This window comes from Limosilactobacillus reuteri (assembly GCF_002254085.1).
GTDB classification, from domain to species: Bacteria; Bacillota; Bacilli; order Lactobacillales; family Lactobacillaceae; genus Limosilactobacillus; species Limosilactobacillus reuteri_K.
Genome location: NZ_NGPY01000011.1, coordinates 140,033 through 160,512, shown reverse-complemented (window position 1 = coordinate 160,512; position 20,480 = coordinate 140,033). Strand labels below are relative to the sequence as shown.

The 20,480-nt window shown below is 36.2% G+C and carries 19 protein-coding genes; 13 read left to right on the top strand and 6 right to left on the bottom strand.

Going from position 1 to position 20,480, the window contains the following annotated elements; translation table 11 throughout:
* Window positions 1–60: 60 nt before the first annotated feature.
* The gene (locus CBG10_RS03320; protein ID WP_003666481.1) at window positions 61–921 is read left to right on the top strand and encodes a GRP family sugar transporter; all 861 of its coding nucleotides are present in this window, start codon (window positions 61–63) and stop codon (window positions 919–921) included.
* Between the two features lie 73 nt (window positions 922–994).
* Here CBG10_RS03320 and CBG10_RS03315 read toward each other — a convergent pair whose 3' ends face one another.
* Complete coding sequence (locus tag CBG10_RS03315) at window positions 995–1,609, bottom strand: sugar O-acetyltransferase (protein WP_094511660.1); 615 nt, start codon at window positions 1,607–1,609, stop codon at window positions 995–997.
* Between the two features lie 180 nt (window positions 1,610–1,789).
* Between CBG10_RS03315 and CBG10_RS03310 the strand changes: the two genes are divergently transcribed.
* The 3 genes from CBG10_RS03310 (at window position 1,790) to CBG10_RS03300 (ending at window position 4,715) form a co-directional block, all read left to right on the top strand.
* A complete protein-coding gene (locus tag CBG10_RS03310; RefSeq protein ID WP_094511659.1) occupies window positions 1,790–3,148 on the top strand; it encodes a glucose-6-phosphate isomerase in 1,359 nt (452 codons plus the stop codon).
* Window positions 3,149–3,224: 76 nt separating this feature from the next.
* Complete coding sequence (locus tag CBG10_RS03305; RefSeq protein WP_003666488.1) at window positions 3,225–3,434, top strand: hypothetical protein; 210 nt, start codon at window positions 3,225–3,227, stop codon at window positions 3,432–3,434.
* Between the two features lie 99 nt (window positions 3,435–3,533).
* A complete protein-coding gene (locus tag CBG10_RS03300; protein WP_019252520.1) occupies window positions 3,534–4,715 on the top strand; it encodes an ROK family transcriptional regulator in 1,182 nt (393 codons plus the stop codon).
* Window positions 4,716–4,776: 61 nt separating this feature from the next.
* On the opposite strand, the gene CBG10_RS03295 is transcribed toward CBG10_RS03300, so the two are convergent.
* Window positions 4,777–5,076 (bottom strand): hypothetical protein, encoded by a 300-nt coding sequence (locus tag CBG10_RS03295; protein WP_019251314.1) that lies wholly within the window; start codon window positions 5,074–5,076, stop codon window positions 4,777–4,779.
* Window positions 5,077–5,175: 99 nt separating this feature from the next.
* Window positions 5,176–6,573: a sugar porter family MFS transporter gene (locus CBG10_RS03290; RefSeq protein ID WP_094511657.1), complete on the bottom strand. Its 1,398-nt coding sequence runs from the start codon at window positions 6,571–6,573 to the stop codon at window positions 5,176–5,178.
* A gap of 265 nt (window positions 6,574–6,838) precedes the next feature.
* On the opposite strand from CBG10_RS03290, the gene CBG10_RS03285 reads away from it, so the two are divergent.
* The 7 genes from CBG10_RS03285 (at window position 6,839) to xylB (ending at window position 15,322) form a co-directional block, all read left to right on the top strand.
* A complete protein-coding gene (locus CBG10_RS03285) occupies window positions 6,839–7,774 on the top strand; it encodes an AraC family transcriptional regulator (protein WP_094511656.1) in 936 nt (311 codons plus the stop codon).
* 149 nt (window positions 7,775–7,923) lie between these two features.
* On the top strand, window positions 7,924–9,423 hold the full coding sequence (locus tag CBG10_RS03280; protein ID WP_094511655.1) for an MFS transporter: 1,500 nt from the start codon (window positions 7,924–7,926) through the stop codon (window positions 9,421–9,423).
* Window positions 9,424–9,442: 19 nt separating this feature from the next.
* Complete coding sequence (locus CBG10_RS03275) at window positions 9,443–11,482, top strand: right-handed parallel beta-helix repeat-containing protein (protein ID WP_003676203.1); 2,040 nt, start codon at window positions 9,443–9,445, stop codon at window positions 11,480–11,482.
* Window positions 11,483–11,535: 53 nt separating this feature from the next.
* Complete coding sequence (locus tag CBG10_RS03270) at window positions 11,536–11,892, top strand: polysaccharide deacetylase family protein (protein WP_094511654.1); 357 nt, start codon at window positions 11,536–11,538, stop codon at window positions 11,890–11,892.
* A 12-nt stretch (window positions 11,893–11,904) separates the two neighbouring features.
* Complete coding sequence (locus CBG10_RS03265) at window positions 11,905–12,120, top strand: polysaccharide deacetylase family protein (protein WP_225357405.1); 216 nt, start codon at window positions 11,905–11,907, stop codon at window positions 12,118–12,120.
* Between the two features lie 209 nt (window positions 12,121–12,329).
* Window positions 12,330–13,679, top strand: a complete 1,350-nt coding sequence (xylA, locus tag CBG10_RS03260; RefSeq protein ID WP_094511652.1) for a xylose isomerase — start codon at window positions 12,330–12,332, stop codon at window positions 13,677–13,679.
* A 134-nt stretch (window positions 13,680–13,813) separates the two neighbouring features.
* The gene (gene xylB, locus CBG10_RS03255) at window positions 13,814–15,322 is read left to right on the top strand and encodes a xylulokinase (protein WP_094511651.1); all 1,509 of its coding nucleotides are present in this window, start codon (window positions 13,814–13,816) and stop codon (window positions 15,320–15,322) included.
* Between the two features lie 112 nt (window positions 15,323–15,434).
* Here the strand turns inward: xylB and CBG10_RS03250 are convergent, their stop codons facing one another.
* Window positions 15,435–16,274 (bottom strand): DNA-binding domain-containing protein, encoded by an 840-nt coding sequence (locus CBG10_RS03250; protein ID WP_094511650.1) that lies wholly within the window; start codon window positions 16,272–16,274, stop codon window positions 15,435–15,437.
* A 253-nt stretch (window positions 16,275–16,527) separates the two neighbouring features.
* On the opposite strand from CBG10_RS03250, the gene argF reads away from it, so the two are divergent.
* The gene (gene argF, locus CBG10_RS03245) at window positions 16,528–17,535 is read left to right on the top strand and encodes an ornithine carbamoyltransferase (protein ID WP_003670402.1); all 1,008 of its coding nucleotides are present in this window, start codon (window positions 16,528–16,530) and stop codon (window positions 17,533–17,535) included.
* A 16-nt stretch (window positions 17,536–17,551) separates the two neighbouring features.
* A complete protein-coding gene (gene arcC, locus CBG10_RS03240) occupies window positions 17,552–18,484 on the top strand; it encodes a carbamate kinase (RefSeq protein WP_094501924.1) in 933 nt (310 codons plus the stop codon).
* 182 nt (window positions 18,485–18,666) lie between these two features.
* Here arcC and CBG10_RS03235 read toward each other — a convergent pair whose 3' ends face one another.
* Both CBG10_RS03235 and CBG10_RS03230 read right to left on the bottom strand, forming a co-directional pair.
* On the bottom strand, window positions 18,667–19,569 hold the full coding sequence (locus CBG10_RS03235) for a DMT family transporter (RefSeq protein ID WP_094511649.1): 903 nt from the start codon (window positions 19,567–19,569) through the stop codon (window positions 18,667–18,669).
* Window positions 19,570–19,652: 83 nt separating this feature from the next.
* Window positions 19,653–20,234 carry a matrixin family metalloprotease gene (locus CBG10_RS03230; protein ID WP_094511647.1) on the bottom strand — a complete coding sequence of 194 codons (582 nt, stop codon included), beginning with the start codon at window positions 20,232–20,234 and terminating at the stop codon, window positions 19,653–19,655.
* Between the last annotated feature and the right edge of the window lie 246 nt (window positions 20,235–20,480).

Genomic DNA, 20,480 nt, shown 5'->3' with positions numbered 1-20,480 from the left:
TACCATATGATACACTTATACCTCGTAATAATATTACGGATTGATAGGAGAGAATTTTTTATGAACTACTTACTTGCTTTAATCCCTGCGATTGGGTGGGGGATTATGCCACTGATCACTGGTAAAATCGGTGGTTCAACGATTAACCAAATGTTTGGTATTGGTGCCGGTGCTACGATTGTTGGGTTGGTTGCATTCATTATTGGTCATCCAACGGTAACGACGACCGGATTCTGGTTCTCAGTACTGTGTGGTGCTTTGTGGACAATTGGTCAAATTGGACAATTCGTTTCATTTAAGCGGATGGGTGTTTCAAACACGATTCCACTATCGACAGTATTTCAATTAGTTGGTAACTCTTTAATCGGGGTTATTATCTTTGGAGAATGGCGTGGAGCACGTGCCCTTACTATTGGCTTTATCGCTTTAGCAATCGTTATTGTTGGGGCTTTGATGACCTCTGTCTCTGATGAAAGTACGGGGAAGAAGATTACTGTTCAAAACTTCTTCTTCTTACTTATTACAACAATTGGTTACTGGGTTTACTCAGCATTCCCAAAGATGCCAATGGTTGCTAATGATAGTTCTTTAGGAATTTTCCTTCCAGAAATGCTTGGTATTTTACTTGGATCTGTTATTTATGCTATTTGTTCAGGAAATATTGATTCCTTCAAGCAAAAGGAACAATACCTCAATATCTGGGGTGGTATTTCTTGGGGAATTGCGGCCTTAGCTTATATCTTTGCTGGACGGGCATTAGGAATTAATACGGCCTTTGTCTTCACGCAAATGAACGTTATCATTGCAACGATTGGTGGTATCTTAGTTCTTCATGAACACAAGACTCGGCGGGAAATGTCATTTACAATTGCCGGAATCATCTTTATTGTTGCCGGAAGTATTTTAACTATTTTTGCTTAAATTATATTAAAACTAAACTTAAAAAGACCCTCATCGGATTTTGATGAAGGTCTTTTAATATCGGAATTATTATTTAATAAGGAAAATTTTCCAAGCGATCTTTTTCAGTAATAGGACGAATCACTTTGCCTGGGACTCCAAGGACAAGGGAGTTATCAAGAATATCTTTAGTAACGACAGTACCTGCTCCGATAACGCAACCATTGCCGATTGTTACGCCCGGACAAACTGTTACATTGCTTGCAAGCCAACAGTTATCGCCAATTGTAACTGGCTTGCCATATTCAACGTCATCGAACTGACCGTCAGCTTGTTGCCGAATATTACGTTGCTGATACATGAGGGGATGCATGGCTGTAATGATCGAGACGTTTGGGCCACACATTACATTATCTCCAATAGTAACAGGACATGTATCTAAAATGGTAAAGTTAAAATTAGCATAGAAATTCTTACCTATTTTAGTAAAACGACCATAATCAATATGAATAGGTCCTTGAAGATATATTCCGTCATCATGCTGAGGAAATAGGCGATCAATAATCATTTCTCGTTCAACAGTATCTTCATCGGTTGTTAAATTATAGTCACGACAAAGACGATGAGCAAGGTAAGAAAACCTATTTAATTCTGGTATTCCAGGACGATAAGGATTCCCAGCTAACATATTTTCAGTATTTTTATCCATGAATAATTATTCCCTTCAAATTATGTAAGCGGATACGATGTGTATTCCCAGTATGCCTAATTAACCTTAAATTGTCAATTTTCATTAATGAGAAAAAATTGCTAGTTCTGATTGAAACCGACTTCATTATCCGCTATCATTTAAATGTCTAAAAAATAAAAATAGAAAGAAGCTATTGGAATGACACACATTAAATTTGACAGTAGCGCATTAAAGCAATTTGTTCATGAAAACGAACTTGGTGAGATGCAAGCAATGGTTAACGCCGCTAATGATGAATTACGAAATGGGACTGGTGCTGGCGCCGACTTCCGTGATTGGCTCCATTTACCAACTGAATATGATAAAGAAGAATTTGCCCGTATTAAGAAGGCAGCTGATAAGATTCAACGTGATTCAGATGTTTTAGTTGTTATTGGGATTGGTGGTTCTTACCTTGGTGCCCAAATGGCAATCGACTTCTTACACAATACTTTCTATCAAGCTCAAAAGGCAAAAGACCGGAAAGCTTCATTAGTAGTCTTTGCTGGTAACTCCTTGAGTTCAACCTATGTTCATGACTTGATCCAATTAATTGGTGACAAAGACTTTTCCATCAATGTTGTTTCAAAGTCAGGAACAACCACTGAACCATCAATTGCCTTCCGAATCTTTAAGGACCTTTTAATTAAGAAGTATGGTGAAAATGAAGCTAATAAGCGGATTTATGCTACTACTGATAAGGCTAAGGGTGCCTTAAAGACTGAAGCAGATGCTCATGGCTATGAAACCTTTGTTATTCCTGATGGGGTTGGAGGACGTTATTCAGTTCTTTCTGCGGTAGGTCTTTTGCCAATCGCTGCTTCTGGTGCGGACATTGATAAGCTGATGGAAGGAGCTGCACAAGCGGAAAAGGATTATGTTGATCCTAACCTAACCAAGAACGAAGCCTACCAATACGCTGCTTACCGGAATATTCTTTATCGTAAGGGCTATGAAACAGAATTACTCGAAAACTATGAGCCTAACATGCGGATGTTTGCTGAATGGTGGAAACAATTAGCTGGGGAATCAGAAGGAAAAGATCAAAAGGGAATATATCCTTCTTCAGCTAACTTCACAACCGACCTTCACTCACTTGGTCAATACATCCAAGAAGGTCGCCGTTTCTTAATGGAAACCGTTGTTAAGCTTGATAAGCCAAATTATGACATGGAAATTCCAACAGAACCGGATAATCTTGATGGTTTAGGCTACTTGGAAGGTAAGACAATGGATTACGTTAACACCAAGGCTTATGAAGCGGTAGTTGCTGCTCATACTGATGGTGGAGTACCAGTGATGACTGTTCATATCTCACAAGAAGACGAATATACTTTAGGTTACCTTATTTACTTCTTTGAGGTTGCGATGGGAATTTCAGGTTACTTAAACGGTATTAATCCATTTAACCAACCGGGTGTTGAAGCTTATAAGACTAACATGTTTGGATTGCTTGGTAAGCCAGGATATGAAGAAATTGGTAAAGAATTACGAGCTAAGATGGATAAGAACGATTAGAATAAATTAAATATAATCAAGAAGGGGAATAGCTGTTACGACATAGCTATTCTCTCCTTTTATCTGGAGTATTTTTATGAAAAAAGAAGAATTAATTGAACATCGGGATCGGGTAAAAGATCATTTAGTAGTATGGATTGTTTTAACAATTTGTCTGCAAATATTAACTGTTTTTCATATCTTGGCGTTCTTAAAATATGTAGTATGGCTTTCTGCCGCTTATAGTATTTTACTAATTATCTTGTGGTGTTATTTAGAATTTAAAATTTTATACATTAATAGGTGATTAGTTAATAAACCGTTTTATGTTATAATATACTCATAAGGTACTGAAATGTGTACACTATTAGTATAAATAAAATTATAAAATGTGCAGAGGATAAAAATGATAAATGACCATCGTAACCTTTCCCGAATACAAAATAAAAAACTCGTATTACAACAGTTATTTAATAATGCTGAAACATCACGAGCAGAAATAGCACGCCAATTAAATTTAAATAAATCAACTGTTTCGTCAATATACGATGAATTAAATGAAGATGGATTTATTGAAGGAGTGCGACAAGGAGAATCAACAAGTAGTGGTGGTCGAAAGCCTCACCTTGTCCGTTTAAATCGTAATTATGGATATGTTGCAAGTTTTAATATTGGGACATCATATATGGCCTCGATGTTTAATTATCTTAATGGTGAGATTATTCAATATAATCGTAAACCAATAGAAAAATTTGATATTTTAAACATTATGCAAATGATAAAAGAAGAGATAAAAAAACTTCAGCAAGTTGATTCAACTCAACATGGGCTATTAGCTATTGCTTTTTCAATTCATGGAATAGTGTTCAATAATAAAATAATAGATTCACCTTTCTTAGCACTACAAGGAATAGACTTGGAAGAGTATTTTAGTAAAGAGTTTAATGTTCCGGTTGTGTTAGAAAATGAAGCTAATTTATCGGCAGTATTTGAACAAGATTTTGGAACTAACCAAGAGACACGCGATTTAATTACAATTAGCATTCATCGGGGGATTGGTGTAGGTATTATTGCTGGTCATAACCTGTATCGAGGTTATCGCGGGATGGCTGGCGAAATTGGCCGCAGTTTAATGACAAATGATTTAGACAGCGGGTCACGACAACTTGTTAAGGTAGAATCGCTATGTTCAGAAGATGCCATTATCCGACAAGTAATGAACGCTAAAAACTTAACGAAACTTACGAGTGAAGACTTAGTTAAACTCTACCGCGAAGACGATCAAGTAAAACAGATCTTAAATCATGCAGCGCAGTTGATTGCTGAAGTTTCTTATAATGCGATTGTTTCTTATGGACCAGAAAAAATATATTTTAATTCAACATTATTCGAAGATTTGCCTGTAATGTATGAAATGGTACGAGATCGACTTGTAGAATTAGGAATCTTTTCTCCAATTCAAATGATAAAAGGTTCACGAATGACTTCTTTACTGGGAGCAAGTTCATTAGCAATCCATCGTGCCTTAGGATTAGATGATTATCTACTGCATTTTCGATGGCCAAAAGAAGTAAAAAACATTAATTAAATAGAGCGCAAGTAAAAACTTATTATCTAAACCATAGAGTTTTTACTTACGCTCTTAATTTTTAAATAAGGCCGAACCGATTTCTTACTGCTGTATTAATGCAGTTTGTTAATTTTTCTTTGACTTTTTGATTAACGTCGGCATCATTTTTATCATCTTTTAGATATGCGTCGACTACCATCGATGCCATTATATGTTTAGGATCAGAAAAAATCTTAACATTCATATATTTAGGATTTTCTGCCGGAACATCTTTAAATGTAAGAGTAATGGTTTTTCCATTAACCTTGATTGTGACGTTTCCGCCTTTTCCTAAAGTATAGTTGAGCTCACTTGGACTACAATTTTTATATGCTATCATTAACTTTCTCCTTCCCATCGTTGAATTTAATTTCAGTATACCATAATTTTATTTATAAATATAAAAAGTCAGACCAACTATCTAGTCAGACTAAATTTATTAATTTTCTTTTTGAATTGAAGTAGCTTCTGGTGCTGCATCTTTTTGCTTCTTTGATACTTGAGTTCGTAGCCACTGTTCAATTTCTTCCAGAGACTTGCCTTGTGTTTCAAAGACTTTGGAGTGGACGAACCAAATAGCAAGAAGACAAAAGATTCCATAACCGATAAAGAGAGTACCTTTACCGAAGAGACTTAGTAGAGGAGGGAATGTTAATGAAACAATTGCATTAGCAGTCCAATTAACACCAGCAGCAAAAGAATTCCCAAGACCACGAATGTTAAGTGGGAACATCTCACCAATCATTGTCCACATAATAGGACCCCAAGTACCGGAGAAAGAGGCAATGTAAATAACCATTGAAATAACAGCGATATCGGCAGCAAATTTTGAATCACTAGAATACATTAATCCCCAGCACATAATAAAGAGAGTGATCCCCATTAACCAACCACCAACGATTAACATTTTACGGCGACTAACTTTATTCATAAGGTAGATTCCGATAAAGGTTACAATAACATTAAAGATACCGATCCAAATATGGGAAAGTAAGGCAAAATGAACACCAAAACCAGCATCAGTAAAAATAGTTGGTGCATAGTAAAGAACTGTATTGCAGCCCATTACCTGTTGAAAAATAGCTAAACCAACTGCCGCAATTAAAGCTGGACGAACCATTAACCCGAATAGTTCTTTCCATCCGCCAGAAACGATTTCCGCTTGCTCCTTAATTTTTGCAATATCTCCATTAACAACATCTGCATCATTATTATTCATTGTCATAAGAACTTCGCGCGCAACGTTTTCTTTATCATTACGAACCAAGTAACGTGGAGATTCGGGAAGGATAATTGCCCCGATAAATAGGATTGCTGCTGGAAGTGCCGCAAAACCAAGCATCCATCGCCAACCAGTATATATTCCTTGAAGAGAATAATTAAGGATATATGCCAGAAGTAAACCAGACATAATCATGAATTGGAACATTCCTGACATCATTCCACGCTTAGCGACCGGCGCTAATTCGGCTAAATAGGTTGGAATTAATGAAGAAGCAGCACCAACAGCTAAACCAAGGATAATTCGTGTAAAAATCAAAGTCCAAAATTCTGGAGCTAAGCCTGAACCCAAAGCTCCGATGAAAAATAGAATAGATGTTAATAATAGCAACTTACGACGTCCAAATCGATCTGAGAAGGGACCGATTGTAATCGCCCCAATAATAGCACCGACAAGCACTGCCGAAACAACCCATCCTTGTTGCCAAGAGTTCAGTGATAATTGCTTTTCGATGAATAGAATAGCACCTGAAATTGAACCAGTATCATATCCAAAAAGCAAACCACCCAAAGCAGCAAAGAAGTAAATCCAACTTGCTGATAATTTATGTTTCATGTTGAATCTCCTAACTATATATACAGACAGCAATAATTAGTGTAAGTTGGTTGTTTGTATTTAGTTAGTTTGGATAAAAAACTAACCTTCATAAGAGAGTATAACATTTATTATTATTTTTTGAAAGTGCTTTCTTTTTTATTTATCTCTTAAATTTGTTGAATTATACATTGTGTATCAATCATAAAATGACAAAAATAAGTTATAAAAAGCGCTAACAATCAAAATGAAGATAAGTGATAATATACATATATAGGAGATACGGATGAAGAAAGGGGTAGTAATTTTGCAAAAGTTTATATCTATTCCAACAATTGAGTCAGGCCTATATATGTTTGGAGGGCATCAACACACTGTTAATGGTGGTTGGAGCTTTTTTGAACAAAAGCATCAAGTATTTGAAGTAATGATAGTAATTGATGGCTATCAATTAACAGAGATTCGTGACCACGATTCAATGATTTTGGGACCAGGGGATGGGATTATTATTGCTCCTGGTACATTACATACTAATAGTAATATGAGTAAAACTGCCCCGATGACATATATGTGTTTACATTTTGACTTTGAGGATATTCAGTTACGATCACAAATTATTAGTTTAATTAGTAATCAGTTGATTCCAGCAAGCTCACAGTTAGCAAAAGCTTCTCAAAGAATGTTAAATGGAATTATTAAGCTTTGCCGTAATAAAAGCCTTTCTAGTGATTTTAGTATTCAAGTCGAAATTGAAATCCTTTTGCTTAAATATTTAAAGCAGGTTAATTCATTAATTAAAGAGAAATATAGTCACAACAGCTCGCTTCCTTTTTCTAATAAGGAAGCACAGATTAGTCGCGACTTAGTAATTGCGATTGAAAACCGAGTTAATAACGATGATGAAAAGCCATCCTTTAACTTTAGTGATTTATGTAAAGAGTTAGGAATTAGTAGTGGGTATGGACATCGAGTTTTTAAGAAAGTTTATGGTACAACCCCCTTGCATTTTATTGATCGTGAAAAGTATAAAAAAGCTCAACGACTCTTAGAATATTCTGGAAATTCAATTGAAGAAGTAGCTTATATGGTAGGAGCAGCTAACGTTTCAATCTTTAGTAAGCAGTTTAAGAAATGGTCCGGATATTCGCCCAGTGAATATCGTAAGCAAATTATAAAGAAACGCTCAGTAAGGTCAAAAAATCAAACAGGATATTTTGAATAGGTGAGTAAATATAGATCATAAATTGACAAATACTTGTCAGTATATGGTCTATTTTCTTTTTATGAAAGCGGATACAATGAATTTAGATGGAAATATCTGTCAGTTTATACAACTAACTTACATGAGATAAACTGAAAGGGTGAAATCAAATGGAGAATGTACCAACTGGAAAAATTGGTGAGACAGAGAAACCTATCTCTCAAGAAAAAGTGAATGAATTTGCAAAACTTTCATGGCGTGAACGAATTTGCTATGGAGCAGGAGATTTAGCACAGAACTTAATTTTTGGAACAATTGGTTCAATGTTATTGTTCTATCTCACTACTGTATTTGGAATTTCTGCAGCCGCTGGAGCAACAATCTTTTTAATCGTACGTTGGGTAAATGTTTTTTGGGATCCATGGGTTGGAACAGTTGTTGACAAGAGTCATTTTAAACATGGTGGAAAGTATCGGCCATTTTTAATTTACTTTGGAATTCCGCTAACAATTTGTTGTGCACTGCTTTTCTTACCAATTCCTGCTGTTCGTGGAAATGTATTTTATGCATTCTTTATGTATTTAGCTACTGCATTAATTTATTCATTTGTTAATATTCCATATGGATCATTAAATGCATCATTAACACGCGATAATGATGAAGTTTCAACTTTAACAACAGTTCGAATGACAGAAGCGAATATTGGGAATCTATTAGTGTATACTTTCTTACCACTATTTGTTCAATTGGCATCTCCAGATAAAAAATTACAAAGTATTGGCTTGTTTGGTATCAGATTAGATTTAGGGAATTATGCTTCTCCTCATGCTGCTAATGCTTATTTCAAAGTAATGATAGTTTATATGATAATTGGATTTATCATGTTGTTATGTACTTATTTTGGAATTAAAGAACGGGTTTTACCAACAGAAGAGGAAACTAAATCAGTTAAGTTTTCTGATTTATGGAACGAGTTAATTGAAAATAAACCACTTCAAGTCTTAGGTTGGTTCTTCTTAATCAGTTTTACGTTTATGTTTTTTGGTAATACGGTATGGCCATTTTTCTTGCAATATAATATTGGTCATTCAGAATGGATGGCATCAATTAATTTAATTGGTTCAATTCCAGGAATTTTCCTTGTCTTTCTTTGGCCGCTTATTCGCCGAAGCATTGGTAAAAAAGGCTTTTTCTACTTATTTTTAACATTCTTTATTATTGGACAATTAATTTTATGGATTTGGTCTTTCCCAGCATTTAAGAACAATATTACTTTAGGATATATTGGGCGTTTTATCATGCAATGGGGAATTACTGCTGCTACGGGTTATATGTGGTCACTTGTTCCTGAAGTTATATCTTACGGTGAATGGCATTCTAAGAAACGGGTAGCTGGGATTATCAATTCGATTATGGGACGGTTCTTTAAGATCGGACTAGCCTTAGGGGGAATTATTCCAGGATATATTAATGCCTTTTGTCACTTTAATGGAACAAAGACTACTCAACCTGCTTCAGCGTTAACTGGTATTTCTATTTCGATGATCTGGATTCCAATTGTTTTAGCAGTTATTGGTATGTGGGTTATGAGCAAATATCCTTTAAGCGATCCAGAAGTTGACAAAATCAACCATGAAATCGAAGCCAAGAGAAATGCTACTAAGAATTAATTAAAGGAGACATCTAACTATGAATATTTATGTAGACAAAAACGTACCTATTGATGGGAATGGACAGAAAACTCATCCATTCAAAACAATTCAAGCAGCAGCCAACATTGCTCAGCCTGGCGACACTGTTTTAGTAGCTCCTGGAATTTATCGGGAAAATGTTAATCCAAAAAATAGTGGAACTTCAAGTAAACGAATTACGTATAAGTCATCAGAAAACTTGGGTGCTGTGATTACCGGAGCAGAACGAGTAACAAGTTGGGAAAAGATTGATGACAACGTTTGGAAAGTTAATATTCCTAATGGTGTTTTTGCAGATTATAATCCGTACATAACTAAAGTTTATGGTGATTGGTTTGATGCACGTATTATTGCTCATACAGGTGAAGTGTATCTGAATGATAAAGCATTATATGAAGTTAATTCATTAGATGAAGTGAAAAAACCAGTCCGTAATGAGAAATCGTGGTATCCCAATGATACTTTATATACATGGTTTACTGAGCAGGATGATCGTAATAACGAAACAATCATTTATGCTAATTTCCAGGGAAATAATCCCAATAAAGAAAATGTAGAAATTAATGTTCGCGAGAATTGTTTCTATCCTCAAGCAGAAGGGATAGGGTATATTACATTATCGGGATTCGGTGTAACCAAAGCCGCAACTCGATGGGCACCACCAACAGCTTACCAAGAGGGGATGATTGGGCCTCACTGGTCAAAAGGATGGATTATTGAAAAATGTGATATTTCCCATTCAAAGTGTTCAGGAATTTCATTAGGAAAGTATCTTCAACCCAATAATGATAATAAATGGTCAAAATGGAAGTATAAAGATGGTACCCAAACAGAACGTGATGCCATTTGTCAAGCTTCTTATGAGGGATGGGATAAAGAGCATGTTGGGTCTCATATTGTTCGTCAAAATCATATTCATGACTGTGGTCAAACCGGTATCGTTGGCCATTTAGGTGGAGTATTTTCTTTGATTGAAGATAATGATATTCATGATATTAACGTTCGTCAGAATCTTGCAGGTGCTGAAATAGGTGGTATTAAGATGCACGCTGCAATTGATGTAACATATCGTCATAATCATATTCATCATTGTACTCGTGGCTTATGGTTGGACTGGCAGGCTCAAGGAACACGAGTAACTCAAAATGTGTTTGATCATAATAGTTTACCAAATGACTTTAAGGTTACAAAAGATAATTTAGATGATGTTTTATCTGGTCTCGGGGAAGATATGTGGATTGAAGTTTCTCATGGGCCAACATTGATTGATAATAATCTCTTGCTTTCTGATCGATCTGTTCGTTTAGCAGCTCAAGGGGTAGCATTTGTTCATAATTTAATTGCAGGAAGTTTTACGGCAACTGGACGTGGTACTGATAACAATTCTGTTAATTTACCGTCTAATCGATTTACACCATATCATGAAATTCATGGTACTAAGGTAATGGGCTTTATGACCATTCAACATGGAGATAACAAATTTTACAATAATATTTTTGTCCAACAAAAGTTACGCCCAGAAATGCAAAAACTAGCGAATATGAAGAAAGATGAACCAGATGATTGGGATGATTATAACTTTAAGGTTGGTACAAAACCATTTGATAACTATCCAACATTTGAAGAATGGAAGAAACAGTTTGATGGATATTGTGGAATTTATGCACCAAATAGTGATCATTATTATAACCATTTGCCAATTTGGAGCGCGGGCAATATTTACTTTAATGGTGCAGAACCATGTAATATGGAAAAAGATGCCATTATTTCTGATAAAAAAATTCAATTAAAACTTGAACAACGAGATGAGGGACTATTTCTTAAAACCAATCTTTTTAATGCGGTGCCTGCAAAAACAGATGGCGTTATCTCTACTGATACAATCATGATGGCATTTGAACCGGAAGAAAAATATGAAAACCCTGATGGTACTCCAATTATATTTAACACTGATTTCTTTGGTACTCATCGAGAAGGAATTAAAGTGACAGCAGGGCCATTTGCTAAAGGTAACGAAGCAAGTAGTAGACTATTTTAAAAAGAGATATAATAAAATATGAAAAAAGTAGCATTAACTTTTGATGATGGACCTTGGCAAGCCACTACTCCGCATGTATTAGAAATTTAAAAAAGTATCATATACCGGCTACATTTATGATTTGGGATGAACATGCAGAAAAGTATCCAGAATTATTAAAAGAGGAAGCAAAGTGTTTACTATTTACTTTAGGTAATCATACTTATCATCACAAAGATTTGACTAAATTATCAATTAAAGAAGGTAAAAATGAGATTGCGAAAAATGATGAAGTAATTGAAAAAATTACAGGTCAGCAACCGGAAGTAATTAGACCCCCGTTTGGTTCAGTTAATGCAGACGTATTATCTTACCTTAATCGACCGACAATTATTTGGTCATTAGATACAAAAAAGTTGGGATCATCATGATAAGGATAAGTTTTGGAAAATATTAGACAAATTCATAATGGAGATATTGTTCTAATGCATGATTTTCAGCCTGCTGATTCAGATGCTATTGAACCTCTAATTAAGTTTCTACTTAAAGATGGATTTACGCCAGTATCACTTAAAGAGTTAGTTGGGAAAGATAATTTTTATAATCAACAAATTATTTATAGTCAAGACCGTTTTATCATTGACGACAAAGAAGCATAGAAATCAATAATAAGTAGAGACGCTAAACTCACAGGAAACTAGATTTAGTTACTGTGAGTTTTTGTGTATATTGTGTTGTATTTTATATTATCTTCTTGAACTTTTTGCACAAAATTCAAAGAAAGGGTTTACAAAATTGTTTTAAGGGTATATATTAAGAATTGTAAGTTAGTTGTTTATACAAACTAAATGAATGGGAGGCCGTAAATATGGCTGATTTATGGAATAATATTGATAAAATTGAATACGAGGGACCACATAAAAGTATTAAGTCTGGTTTGTTCTACCAATACTACAACCCGGATGAAGTAATTTTAGGTAAGAAAATGAAGGATTGGCTTTGTTTCTCAGTTGCATATTGGCACACATTCGATCAACGGTTAGTTGACCCATTCGGTGATGGAACTGCTCAACGTCCATATGATAAATACAGTGACCCAATGGATTGCGCTTTAGCAAAGGTTGATTATGCATTCGAATTTTATAACAAATTAGGTGTTGATTTCCTTTGTTTCCACGATCGTGATTTAGCTCCAGAAGGTGACACACTTCGCGAAACAAACAAGAATTTGGATCGAGTAGTTGATAAGATTGTTGAATATCAAAAAGCTACCGGCATGAAAGTTCTTTGGAATACTTCAAACCTCTTTACAAATCCACGGTTCTTAGAAGGTGCTGGTACTGCTCCTTCAGCAGAAATTTACGCTTATGCTGCTGCTCAATTAAAGCACAGTCTTGAAGTTGGTAAGCGCGTTGGTTCAGAGAACTATGTCTTCTGGGGTGGACGTGAAGGATATGAATCACTTTGGAACACAGATATGAAGCGTGAACAATCTCATATTGCTAAGTTCTTCCACATGGCTAAAGATTACGCTAATGAAATTGGTTTTGACGCTCAAATGCTTCTTGAACCAAAGCCAAAGGAACCAACTACTCACCAATATGACTTTGATGCTGCAACAACAATCAACTTCATGCGTGAATATGGTCTTGATAAGGACTTTAAGCTTAACCTTGAAGGTAACCATGCTAACTTAGCTGGTCACACGTACCAACATGAAATTCGGGTTGCTCGTGAAGCCGGATTACTTGGTTCTCTTGATGCTAACCAAGGTGATAAGTTAATTGGTTGGGATATTGATGAATATCCATCTAACCTTTATGAAACTACTGCTGCTATGTGGGAAGTTATTCAAAACGGCAGCATCGGACCTCGTGGTGGATTAAACTTTGATGCAAAACCACGTCGGACATCGTTTAAGCCTGTAGATCTTTTCTATGGTCACATTGTTGGGATGGATAGCTTTGCTGCTGGCTTACGGGTTGCTGCTGCTATGAAGGAAGACGGTTTCTTAGATGATATTATTAAAGAACGTTACTCCACATGGGATGAAGGCTTAGGTAAGAGTATTGAAGACGGTAATGAAAACTTTGCTAGTCTTGAAGAAAAAGTAATTGATACTCCACAAAGCGAATTGTTAGCAGCCACACATTCAGACCATCTTGAAGAAATTAAGGACACAATTAACCACTACATGATTGAAACGCTTGCTAAGTAAACATCTCCTATCAATCCAAAAAAAATACAACATGACAAGCATTCACTCAGTACGAAAAAAAGTCATATAATAAAAGGGCCGAGGCAATCAACTTTGCCCCGACCCTTTTTGGTTAAGAAGGGAATGAAATTATAATGAACGAATATGTAATTGGGGTCGACCTAGGTACAAGTGCAGTCAAGGTTTCAGCGATGGACCGTGATGGCAAGATTGTTGCGCAACAAAGCTATGGCTATGATCTCCATCAGCCTCATCCTGGCTACAGCGAACAAGATCCGCGAGATTGGCTTTATGGAACAACGATTGCAATTGATCGATTAATTTTAAGAGATGGATTAAAGGCTGAAGAAATTGATGGAATCTCATTCTCAGGACAAATGCACGGGCTGGTTTTGCTAGATGCTAATGGACAAGTATTGCGACCAGCGATGCTATGGAATGATACGCGGACGACTAAGCAATGTGAAGAGATTAAAGAAAAAATGGGCGATAAATTTATCGAGATTACTGGTAACCGCGCCTTGGAAGGATTCACTTTGCCTAAGCTTTTGTGGGTTAAAGAAAATGAACCAGAAATTTGGACAAAAGCAAAAAGTTTCTTATTGCCTAAAGATTATGTTCGTTATGTAATGACTGGTAAACAGGCAATTGATTATTCCGATGCCACCGGAACAGTTCTATTTGATATCAAGAAGAATACTTGGAGTAAAGAAATCTGTGATGAATTTGGCATCCCTATGTCGATGTGTCCCCCATTAATTCGTTCAATTGATGAAGCGGGGACAGTTACTGATTCTTATTCGATGTTCTCAGGATTAAAGACGACCACTAAAGTTTTTGGCGGTGGCGGTGATAATGCTTGTGGAGCCGTTGGAGCAGGTATTCTAAAGCCAAATATGGTAATGAGCAGTATTGGAACATCAGGCGTGGTTTTGAAATATGAGCCCGATGCAAATGTAAATTATCACGGTGCCTTACAGTATGAATGTCATGCAATTCCTGATACTTACTATTCAATGGGAGTAACCCTTGCTGCCGGCCATTCGTTAAACTGGTTCAAACATACTTTTGCAAAAGATGAAGATTTCACAGCAATGGTTAATAGGGCATCTGAACGGCCATTGGGAGCTAACGGTTTGATTTTCACGCCATACCTTGTCGGTGAGCGAACGCCATACGCTGATGCTGATGTTCGGGGGAGCTTTATTGGTGTTGACAGTATGCAAAACAAGTATGATTTTGTTCGTTCAGTGATTGAAGGTATTACTTTTAGTTTCCGTGATATTCTAAATATTTATGATCAACATGGTCAAGATTTTGATACGGTTGTCGCTATTGGTGGTGGAGCTAAGAGTGAATTTTGGCTGCAACTACAAGCTAATATCTTTAATAAAAAAGTAGTTTCGTTAACAAATGAACAGGGGCCAGGTCTTGGTGCTGCGATGTTAGCTGCAGTAGGTCTGGGATGGTTTGATTCACTTCAAGATTGTGCGAAGAAGTTCGTTCATTTTGGTAAAACCTATGAGCCACAGCCAGAAATAGTAGCAAAATATAATGCGCTTTATAAGATATATCATCGTGTTTATGACCAAACTAAAGATCTTAGTCACGATATTATGAAATTACGAAATAGTTGGGATTAATAAAAGTGCCTTACCAAAACTTTTAACGGTAAGGCGCTTTCAAAAGAACTTAGATAATAAAAACAACTTAGAAAATGACCTTAAGGCAGTTGTTTTCTCCGTTATTTTATTGTTAATTTATTTCTTGAATCAATCCATTAAAGAAGTGTTTTAGTGACACTTGCCCACCATTAGTACGCTCTCCTTTGAGAAATGAAATTTCATTGTGGACATTTTTATATTCATATAAGTTATTCGCATATTCCAAAATAATGTCGTTTTCTGGATAATCCATACACATATGTGCGAGATTATTAAGACCAGTTTTTATATCGCGTCGAATCCGTTGGAAAATTATCTTTTTGCCATGCTCATCACATTGGAAAAATTCTTCAAAATTAACCTCATCAAAACTAATTTCCCGTTCAATCATCGTATTAATAAGTTTATTAATTGCAGGAGCGCCATTTCCAGCTGTAATACCGAGAAAACGTAAGATGGACTGAGCGTTTTCTTTTTTCTTGTTTTTTCCGCTAATCGTAACTGTATTATTATTCGTCGCAGCACCGCTCACAAGGTCCAAAACTTGAAGAAGGCGATTAGACATATTAATATTTTGTGCTGCTAGTTTAATAACGGACTTAACTTCTGCAATGTTTAGTGGTTTTTCAATAAAAAAATCAATCCCATGTTGATATGCACTTGTTTTGACAGAGGGCAAAATTGCTTGAGCAGTCATAATGAAGTGTGGATAATAATGACTGTCCTGAATTTTTTGAATAAGTTGAACTCCATCCATCGCTGGCATTGCATAATCAATAAACATAATATCAATTCCTAGACGCATTGCATCATCATAGGCCTGTTGCGGATTAGAGGTTGTTCCGACAACAGTATTGTTGAAATCATTTTCAATAATATTGGATAATAAATGAATAATTTTACTATCATTATCTAAAATATAAAAATTCATGTATTTTCACCGATTTCTTGATGTTCTTTGAAGTATTATGAAACACTATTTCATTTTACTCTTTGGGAAGATAATAGACAATAGAGTTGATATTTTACAAATGTGTAGGTGTTTCCGCTTACATCATTGTGAATAAGGAGATTGTTGTAAAAAAATCGCTAAATTTTTTCTGTTATTTATGGAATCTTTTTGAAGTATTATGAAACTTAATCCTATTATAGTACTTGTATTAAGACCTTAGGAGGAAATAAAAATGGCTTTTAATTTACGTAATCGTAGTTTCTTAACTCTTGCAGATTTTAACACTCGGGAAATGGAATACATGCTTGATCTTGCTGAAGATTTAAAGAAGGCAAAATATGCTGGTTATGAAGGCAAGAATCTTGAAGGTAAGAACATTGCTTTGATTTTTGAAAAGAGTTCTACCCGTACTCGTTGTTCTTTTGAAGTTGGTGCTAAGGATGAAGGTGCTCATGTAACTTATCTTGGCCCATCAGGCTCACACATTGGTCACAAGGAATCTGTTAAGGATACTGCACGAGTTCTTGGTGGAATGTTCGATGGTATCGAATACCGTGGATTCTCACAACGTAATGTTGAAATTTTAGCTAAGTACTCTGGTGTACCAGTTTGGAATGGTTTAACTGACGAAGACCACCCAACACAAGTACTTGCTGACTTCTTAACAGCTCACGAAGTATTGAAGAAGCCTTACAAGGACATCAAGTTTGCCTTTGTAGGTGACGGTCAAGACAATGTTTCAAACGCATTGATGCTTGGTGCCGCTGTAATGGGTATGGAATACCACGTTGTTACTCCTAAGGAATTGGAACCAACTAAGGAAACCTTAGATAAGGCTAACGAAATTGCTGCCAAGACTGGTGCTAAGATTGTTGTTACTAATGACATCAAAGAAGGTGTCAAAGGTATGGACGTAATCTATGCTGATGTTTGGGTATCAATGGGTGAATCTGATGACATGTGGGAAAAGCGGATCAACCTTCTTAAGCCTTACCAAGTAACAATGGATGTTATGAAGGCTACTGAAAATCCTAATGTTCTTTTTGAACACTGTCTTCCTGCATTCCACAACCTCGACACTGAAGTTGGTAAGGAAATTGAAAAGAAGTTTGGCTTAAAGGAAATGGAAGTTACTGACGAAGTATTCGAAAGTGAACACTCAGTTGTCTTCCGTGAAGCCGAAAACCGGATGCACACTATCAAGGCTGTAATGGTTGCAACTTTAGGTGAACAAAACTAATTAGGAGGCATTTGCCATGGCTAAAGTAGTCGTTGCTTTAGGGGGAAATGCATTAGGCAAATCACCTGAAGAACAATTAAAGTTAGTAAAAAATACTGCTTCTTCATTAATTGGGTTAATTGCTGCAGGAAACCAAGTAGTTATTAGTCACGGTAATGGTCCCCAAGTGGGTGCCATTAATTTAGGGATGAATTTTGCTGCTGAACACGGTAAAACTGCTGCTTTTCCTTTCCCAGAATGTGGTGCAATGAGTCAAGGTTATATTGGCTACCATTTGCAACAAAGTTTAGAAAATGAATTACACCGTCGTTGGATGAATAAGAGTGTGGCAACGATTGTAACGCAAATTGCAGTTGACCCTAATGATCCTGCTTTTGAAAATCCATCAAAACCTGTTGGTGACTTCTACACTAAAGAACAAGCTGATGAAATTGCCAAAGAAAAGGGCTACACTTTTAAAGAAGATGCGGGACGTGGATACCGTCAAGTTGTTCCTTCTCCACTACCGATGAAGATTATGGAACTTGATAGCATTAAAACATTGATTGACGCTAACAATCTTGTTATTGCCGGTGGTGGTGGTGGTGTACCTGTAATCATCACTGATAAAGGACTTGAAGGAGTTCCAGCGGTTATTGATAAGGACCGTTCAAGTGCCTTGCTGGCTGACAAGATCGATGCAGATAAGTTGATTATTTTAACTGCCGTTGATCATGTTTATGTTAACTATGGAAAGCCGGATGAAAAAGCCCTTAAGACGTTAAACGTTGCAGAAGCTCAGAAATACATGAAGGAAGGACAGTTTGCTGCTGGTAGTATGTTGCCGAAGATTGAAGCATGTCTTTCATTTGTTGAAGGTCATCCAGAACGAGAAGCATTAATCACTTCATTAGATGGTCTTGATGATGCTCTTGCCGGTAAAGTCGGGACAGTTATTCGTGATAACTAAAAAGAAGAGGGAGCGAGACAGAAGTCACTTGTGACTTCGTTTTCGAGCCCCCGTAAGCAACAATAGGCCTCCAATGTTCGGTTTTGCCGGACGTTGGAGGCCATTGTTGTACTGCGCATTTGCTTTTTATGAAAGTAACTTAACTTATGTCACAGTCCCTACCTTCTTTTTTTAGTTACTCTTTAAATTTTTTGCGGAATACGAATATTAATCGCAAGTACTGCAACGATAACTAAAATCGACCCAAGAATATCTGCACCCGTCATTTGTAAATGAAAAATTAGGACTGAACCGATTGTTGCTAATAAAGGTTCGAATGCATCCATTAAACTAAATGTAGTTGCATCGATATATTTTAATGAGTTATTAGCTAGCTGAAAGGGAATTAAGGTCCCAATTACTAGAATACCTAACACATATAAACAAACTGAAGGAATGTTGGGGATATGAGGCTGACTAGGGTGAATAAGCACTAAGGTTAATCCAGCAAATAGTAGCCCCCATCCCGTAATAATTAATGAGGGAACCCGACCTTCGCGAAGCATGTTTTGTGGAATTAAGGTATTCGTTGCAACACCAATTGCAGAAATTAATCCCCATATTAGAACACTAAGCGTCATTGCTAAATGGTTAAATTGACCATGAGTTGCGATAATAAAAACACCAAAAAAGGCGATAATTGCACTAATAATTTCAATTCGTCGTGGTGGCAGGTGTCGAAACATAGCTTGATAAGCAATGATAAAAAAGGGCCCGATGAATTGGAGAATGGTTGCGATCGAAGCATTCCCATATTGGACAGCCATAAAGTAAGCGTACTGAACCGGAACTAACCCAAAAACACCATATGCAAAGATAATCCATGCAGAATGAAGATCCTTAAAAATTTGAAAGGGATTCTCCCCACGAATTAGACTTAATAAGACTAAAATAATTCCAGCTGAAACCATTCGAACCTGCGTTAACCACATTGATGTAATCGAACTACTAACATTAAAAAGGGCCTTCGCAAAAAGCCCTGAAATACCCCAAAAGGTACAGGCAGTAATAATCATTGCTGTACCTAAAACTTTTTTATTTGACATAAAAATACTCTTTCCAATTAGAATTGCTATTTTATTTTACCATACCAATTCTATGAAAAGTGAGCTCGACCTTTTAATTTTGACTACCTGTTGGAATTATCTTCAGCAATGATTGGTTGTGGAGTTCGTGAATATAAAGCCTTTACAGCCTGTATATCCCGTGATTGAATGGGATAATATGATCCAGCTGGCTGCATCACAGAAATCTTGTTCGTGTGCTGTAGACCAATTGTATGCCCTAATTCGTGTTCAGCAGTATTAACGATTCGTTCTTGTGAGTATCCAAAGGCAGGATTCAATAGGTAGTAAGAATTTAGTTCTACTGTTGCGTGCAGATAATATCCCGTTGCGGAATTCATGCTTGTATTGGTAAGCCCCGCTGCCCCGTTATTTGGATCATTAACAGCGGAAACACTAATATTTGCATTCTTATCATTAACGATTTTAAATGTGAATGCTTTCGTGTTATTCCATTGGGCAATTGCGGTTTCTGTTGCATTCTTTAATACTGGATTACTGACATTAATATAGATCGTTGCGGTATTTTGTTCCCAGCGTGCATCAGCAGGTGTATCTTGAGTCCCGGTTTGCTGGTCAGCGTTTTGTTTAGTTGGGGTTGCAACTTCTTTACCAGTTATTCGGTGTAACCACGATTGAGTAAGCACTTGTGCATTATGAATGCCGATATTAAATTGTTCTTGAAAGGTAGAATTATTTTGATAAAACCAAATGATTCCGCCAAAGAGTAATAAATAAAATAAGGTTAATAAGAAATTAGACTTCTTAATCAGTCACACCCCCTAGTATTCAAATTCTAATTAAAAAAGAGTAAAACGTCCATTATTTAATATTTTTCTTTATTGTTGACAATTGTAAACTTTAATAGTATGCTGTACCTATAATATGATTAC

What these genes read in the sequence shown, in the direction of transcription:
- CBG10_RS03320 (WP_003666481.1), top strand. Translation starts at nt 61, where the DNA reads ATGAACTACTTACTTGCTTTAATCCCTGCGATTGGGTGGGGGATTATG.
- CBG10_RS03315 (WP_094511660.1), bottom strand. Translation starts at nt 1,609, where the DNA reads ATGGATAAAAATACTGAAAATATGTTAGCTGGGAATCCTTATCGTCCT.
- CBG10_RS03310 (WP_094511659.1), top strand. Translation starts at nt 1,790, where the DNA reads ATGACACACATTAAATTTGACAGTAGCGCATTAAAGCAATTTGTTCAT.
- CBG10_RS03305 (WP_003666488.1), top strand. Translation starts at nt 3,225, where the DNA reads ATGAAAAAAGAAGAATTAATTGAACATCGGGATCGGGTAAAAGATCAT.
- CBG10_RS03300 (WP_019252520.1), top strand. Translation starts at nt 3,534, where the DNA reads ATGATAAATGACCATCGTAACCTTTCCCGAATACAAAATAAAAAACTC.
- CBG10_RS03295 (WP_019251314.1), bottom strand. Translation starts at nt 5,076, where the DNA reads ATGATAGCATATAAAAATTGTAGTCCAAGTGAGCTCAACTATACTTTA.
- CBG10_RS03290 (WP_094511657.1), bottom strand. Translation starts at nt 6,573, where the DNA reads ATGAAACATAAATTATCAGCAAGTTGGATTTACTTCTTTGCTGCTTTG.
- CBG10_RS03285 (WP_094511656.1), top strand. Translation starts at nt 6,839, where the DNA reads ATGAAGAAAGGGGTAGTAATTTTGCAAAAGTTTATATCTATTCCAACA.
- CBG10_RS03280 (WP_094511655.1), top strand. Translation starts at nt 7,924, where the DNA reads ATGGAGAATGTACCAACTGGAAAAATTGGTGAGACAGAGAAACCTATC.
- CBG10_RS03275 (WP_003676203.1), top strand. Translation starts at nt 9,443, where the DNA reads ATGAATATTTATGTAGACAAAAACGTACCTATTGATGGGAATGGACAG.
- xylA (WP_094511652.1), top strand. Translation starts at nt 12,330, where the DNA reads ATGGCTGATTTATGGAATAATATTGATAAAATTGAATACGAGGGACCA.
- xylB (WP_094511651.1), top strand. Translation starts at nt 13,814, where the DNA reads ATGAACGAATATGTAATTGGGGTCGACCTAGGTACAAGTGCAGTCAAG.
- CBG10_RS03250 (WP_094511650.1), bottom strand. Translation starts at nt 16,274, where the DNA reads ATGAATTTTTATATTTTAGATAATGATAGTAAAATTATTCATTTATTA.
- argF (WP_003670402.1), top strand. Translation starts at nt 16,528, where the DNA reads ATGGCTTTTAATTTACGTAATCGTAGTTTCTTAACTCTTGCAGATTTT.
- arcC (WP_094501924.1), top strand. Translation starts at nt 17,552, where the DNA reads ATGGCTAAAGTAGTCGTTGCTTTAGGGGGAAATGCATTAGGCAAATCA.
- CBG10_RS03235 (WP_094511649.1), bottom strand. Translation starts at nt 19,569, where the DNA reads ATGTCAAATAAAAAAGTTTTAGGTACAGCAATGATTATTACTGCCTGT.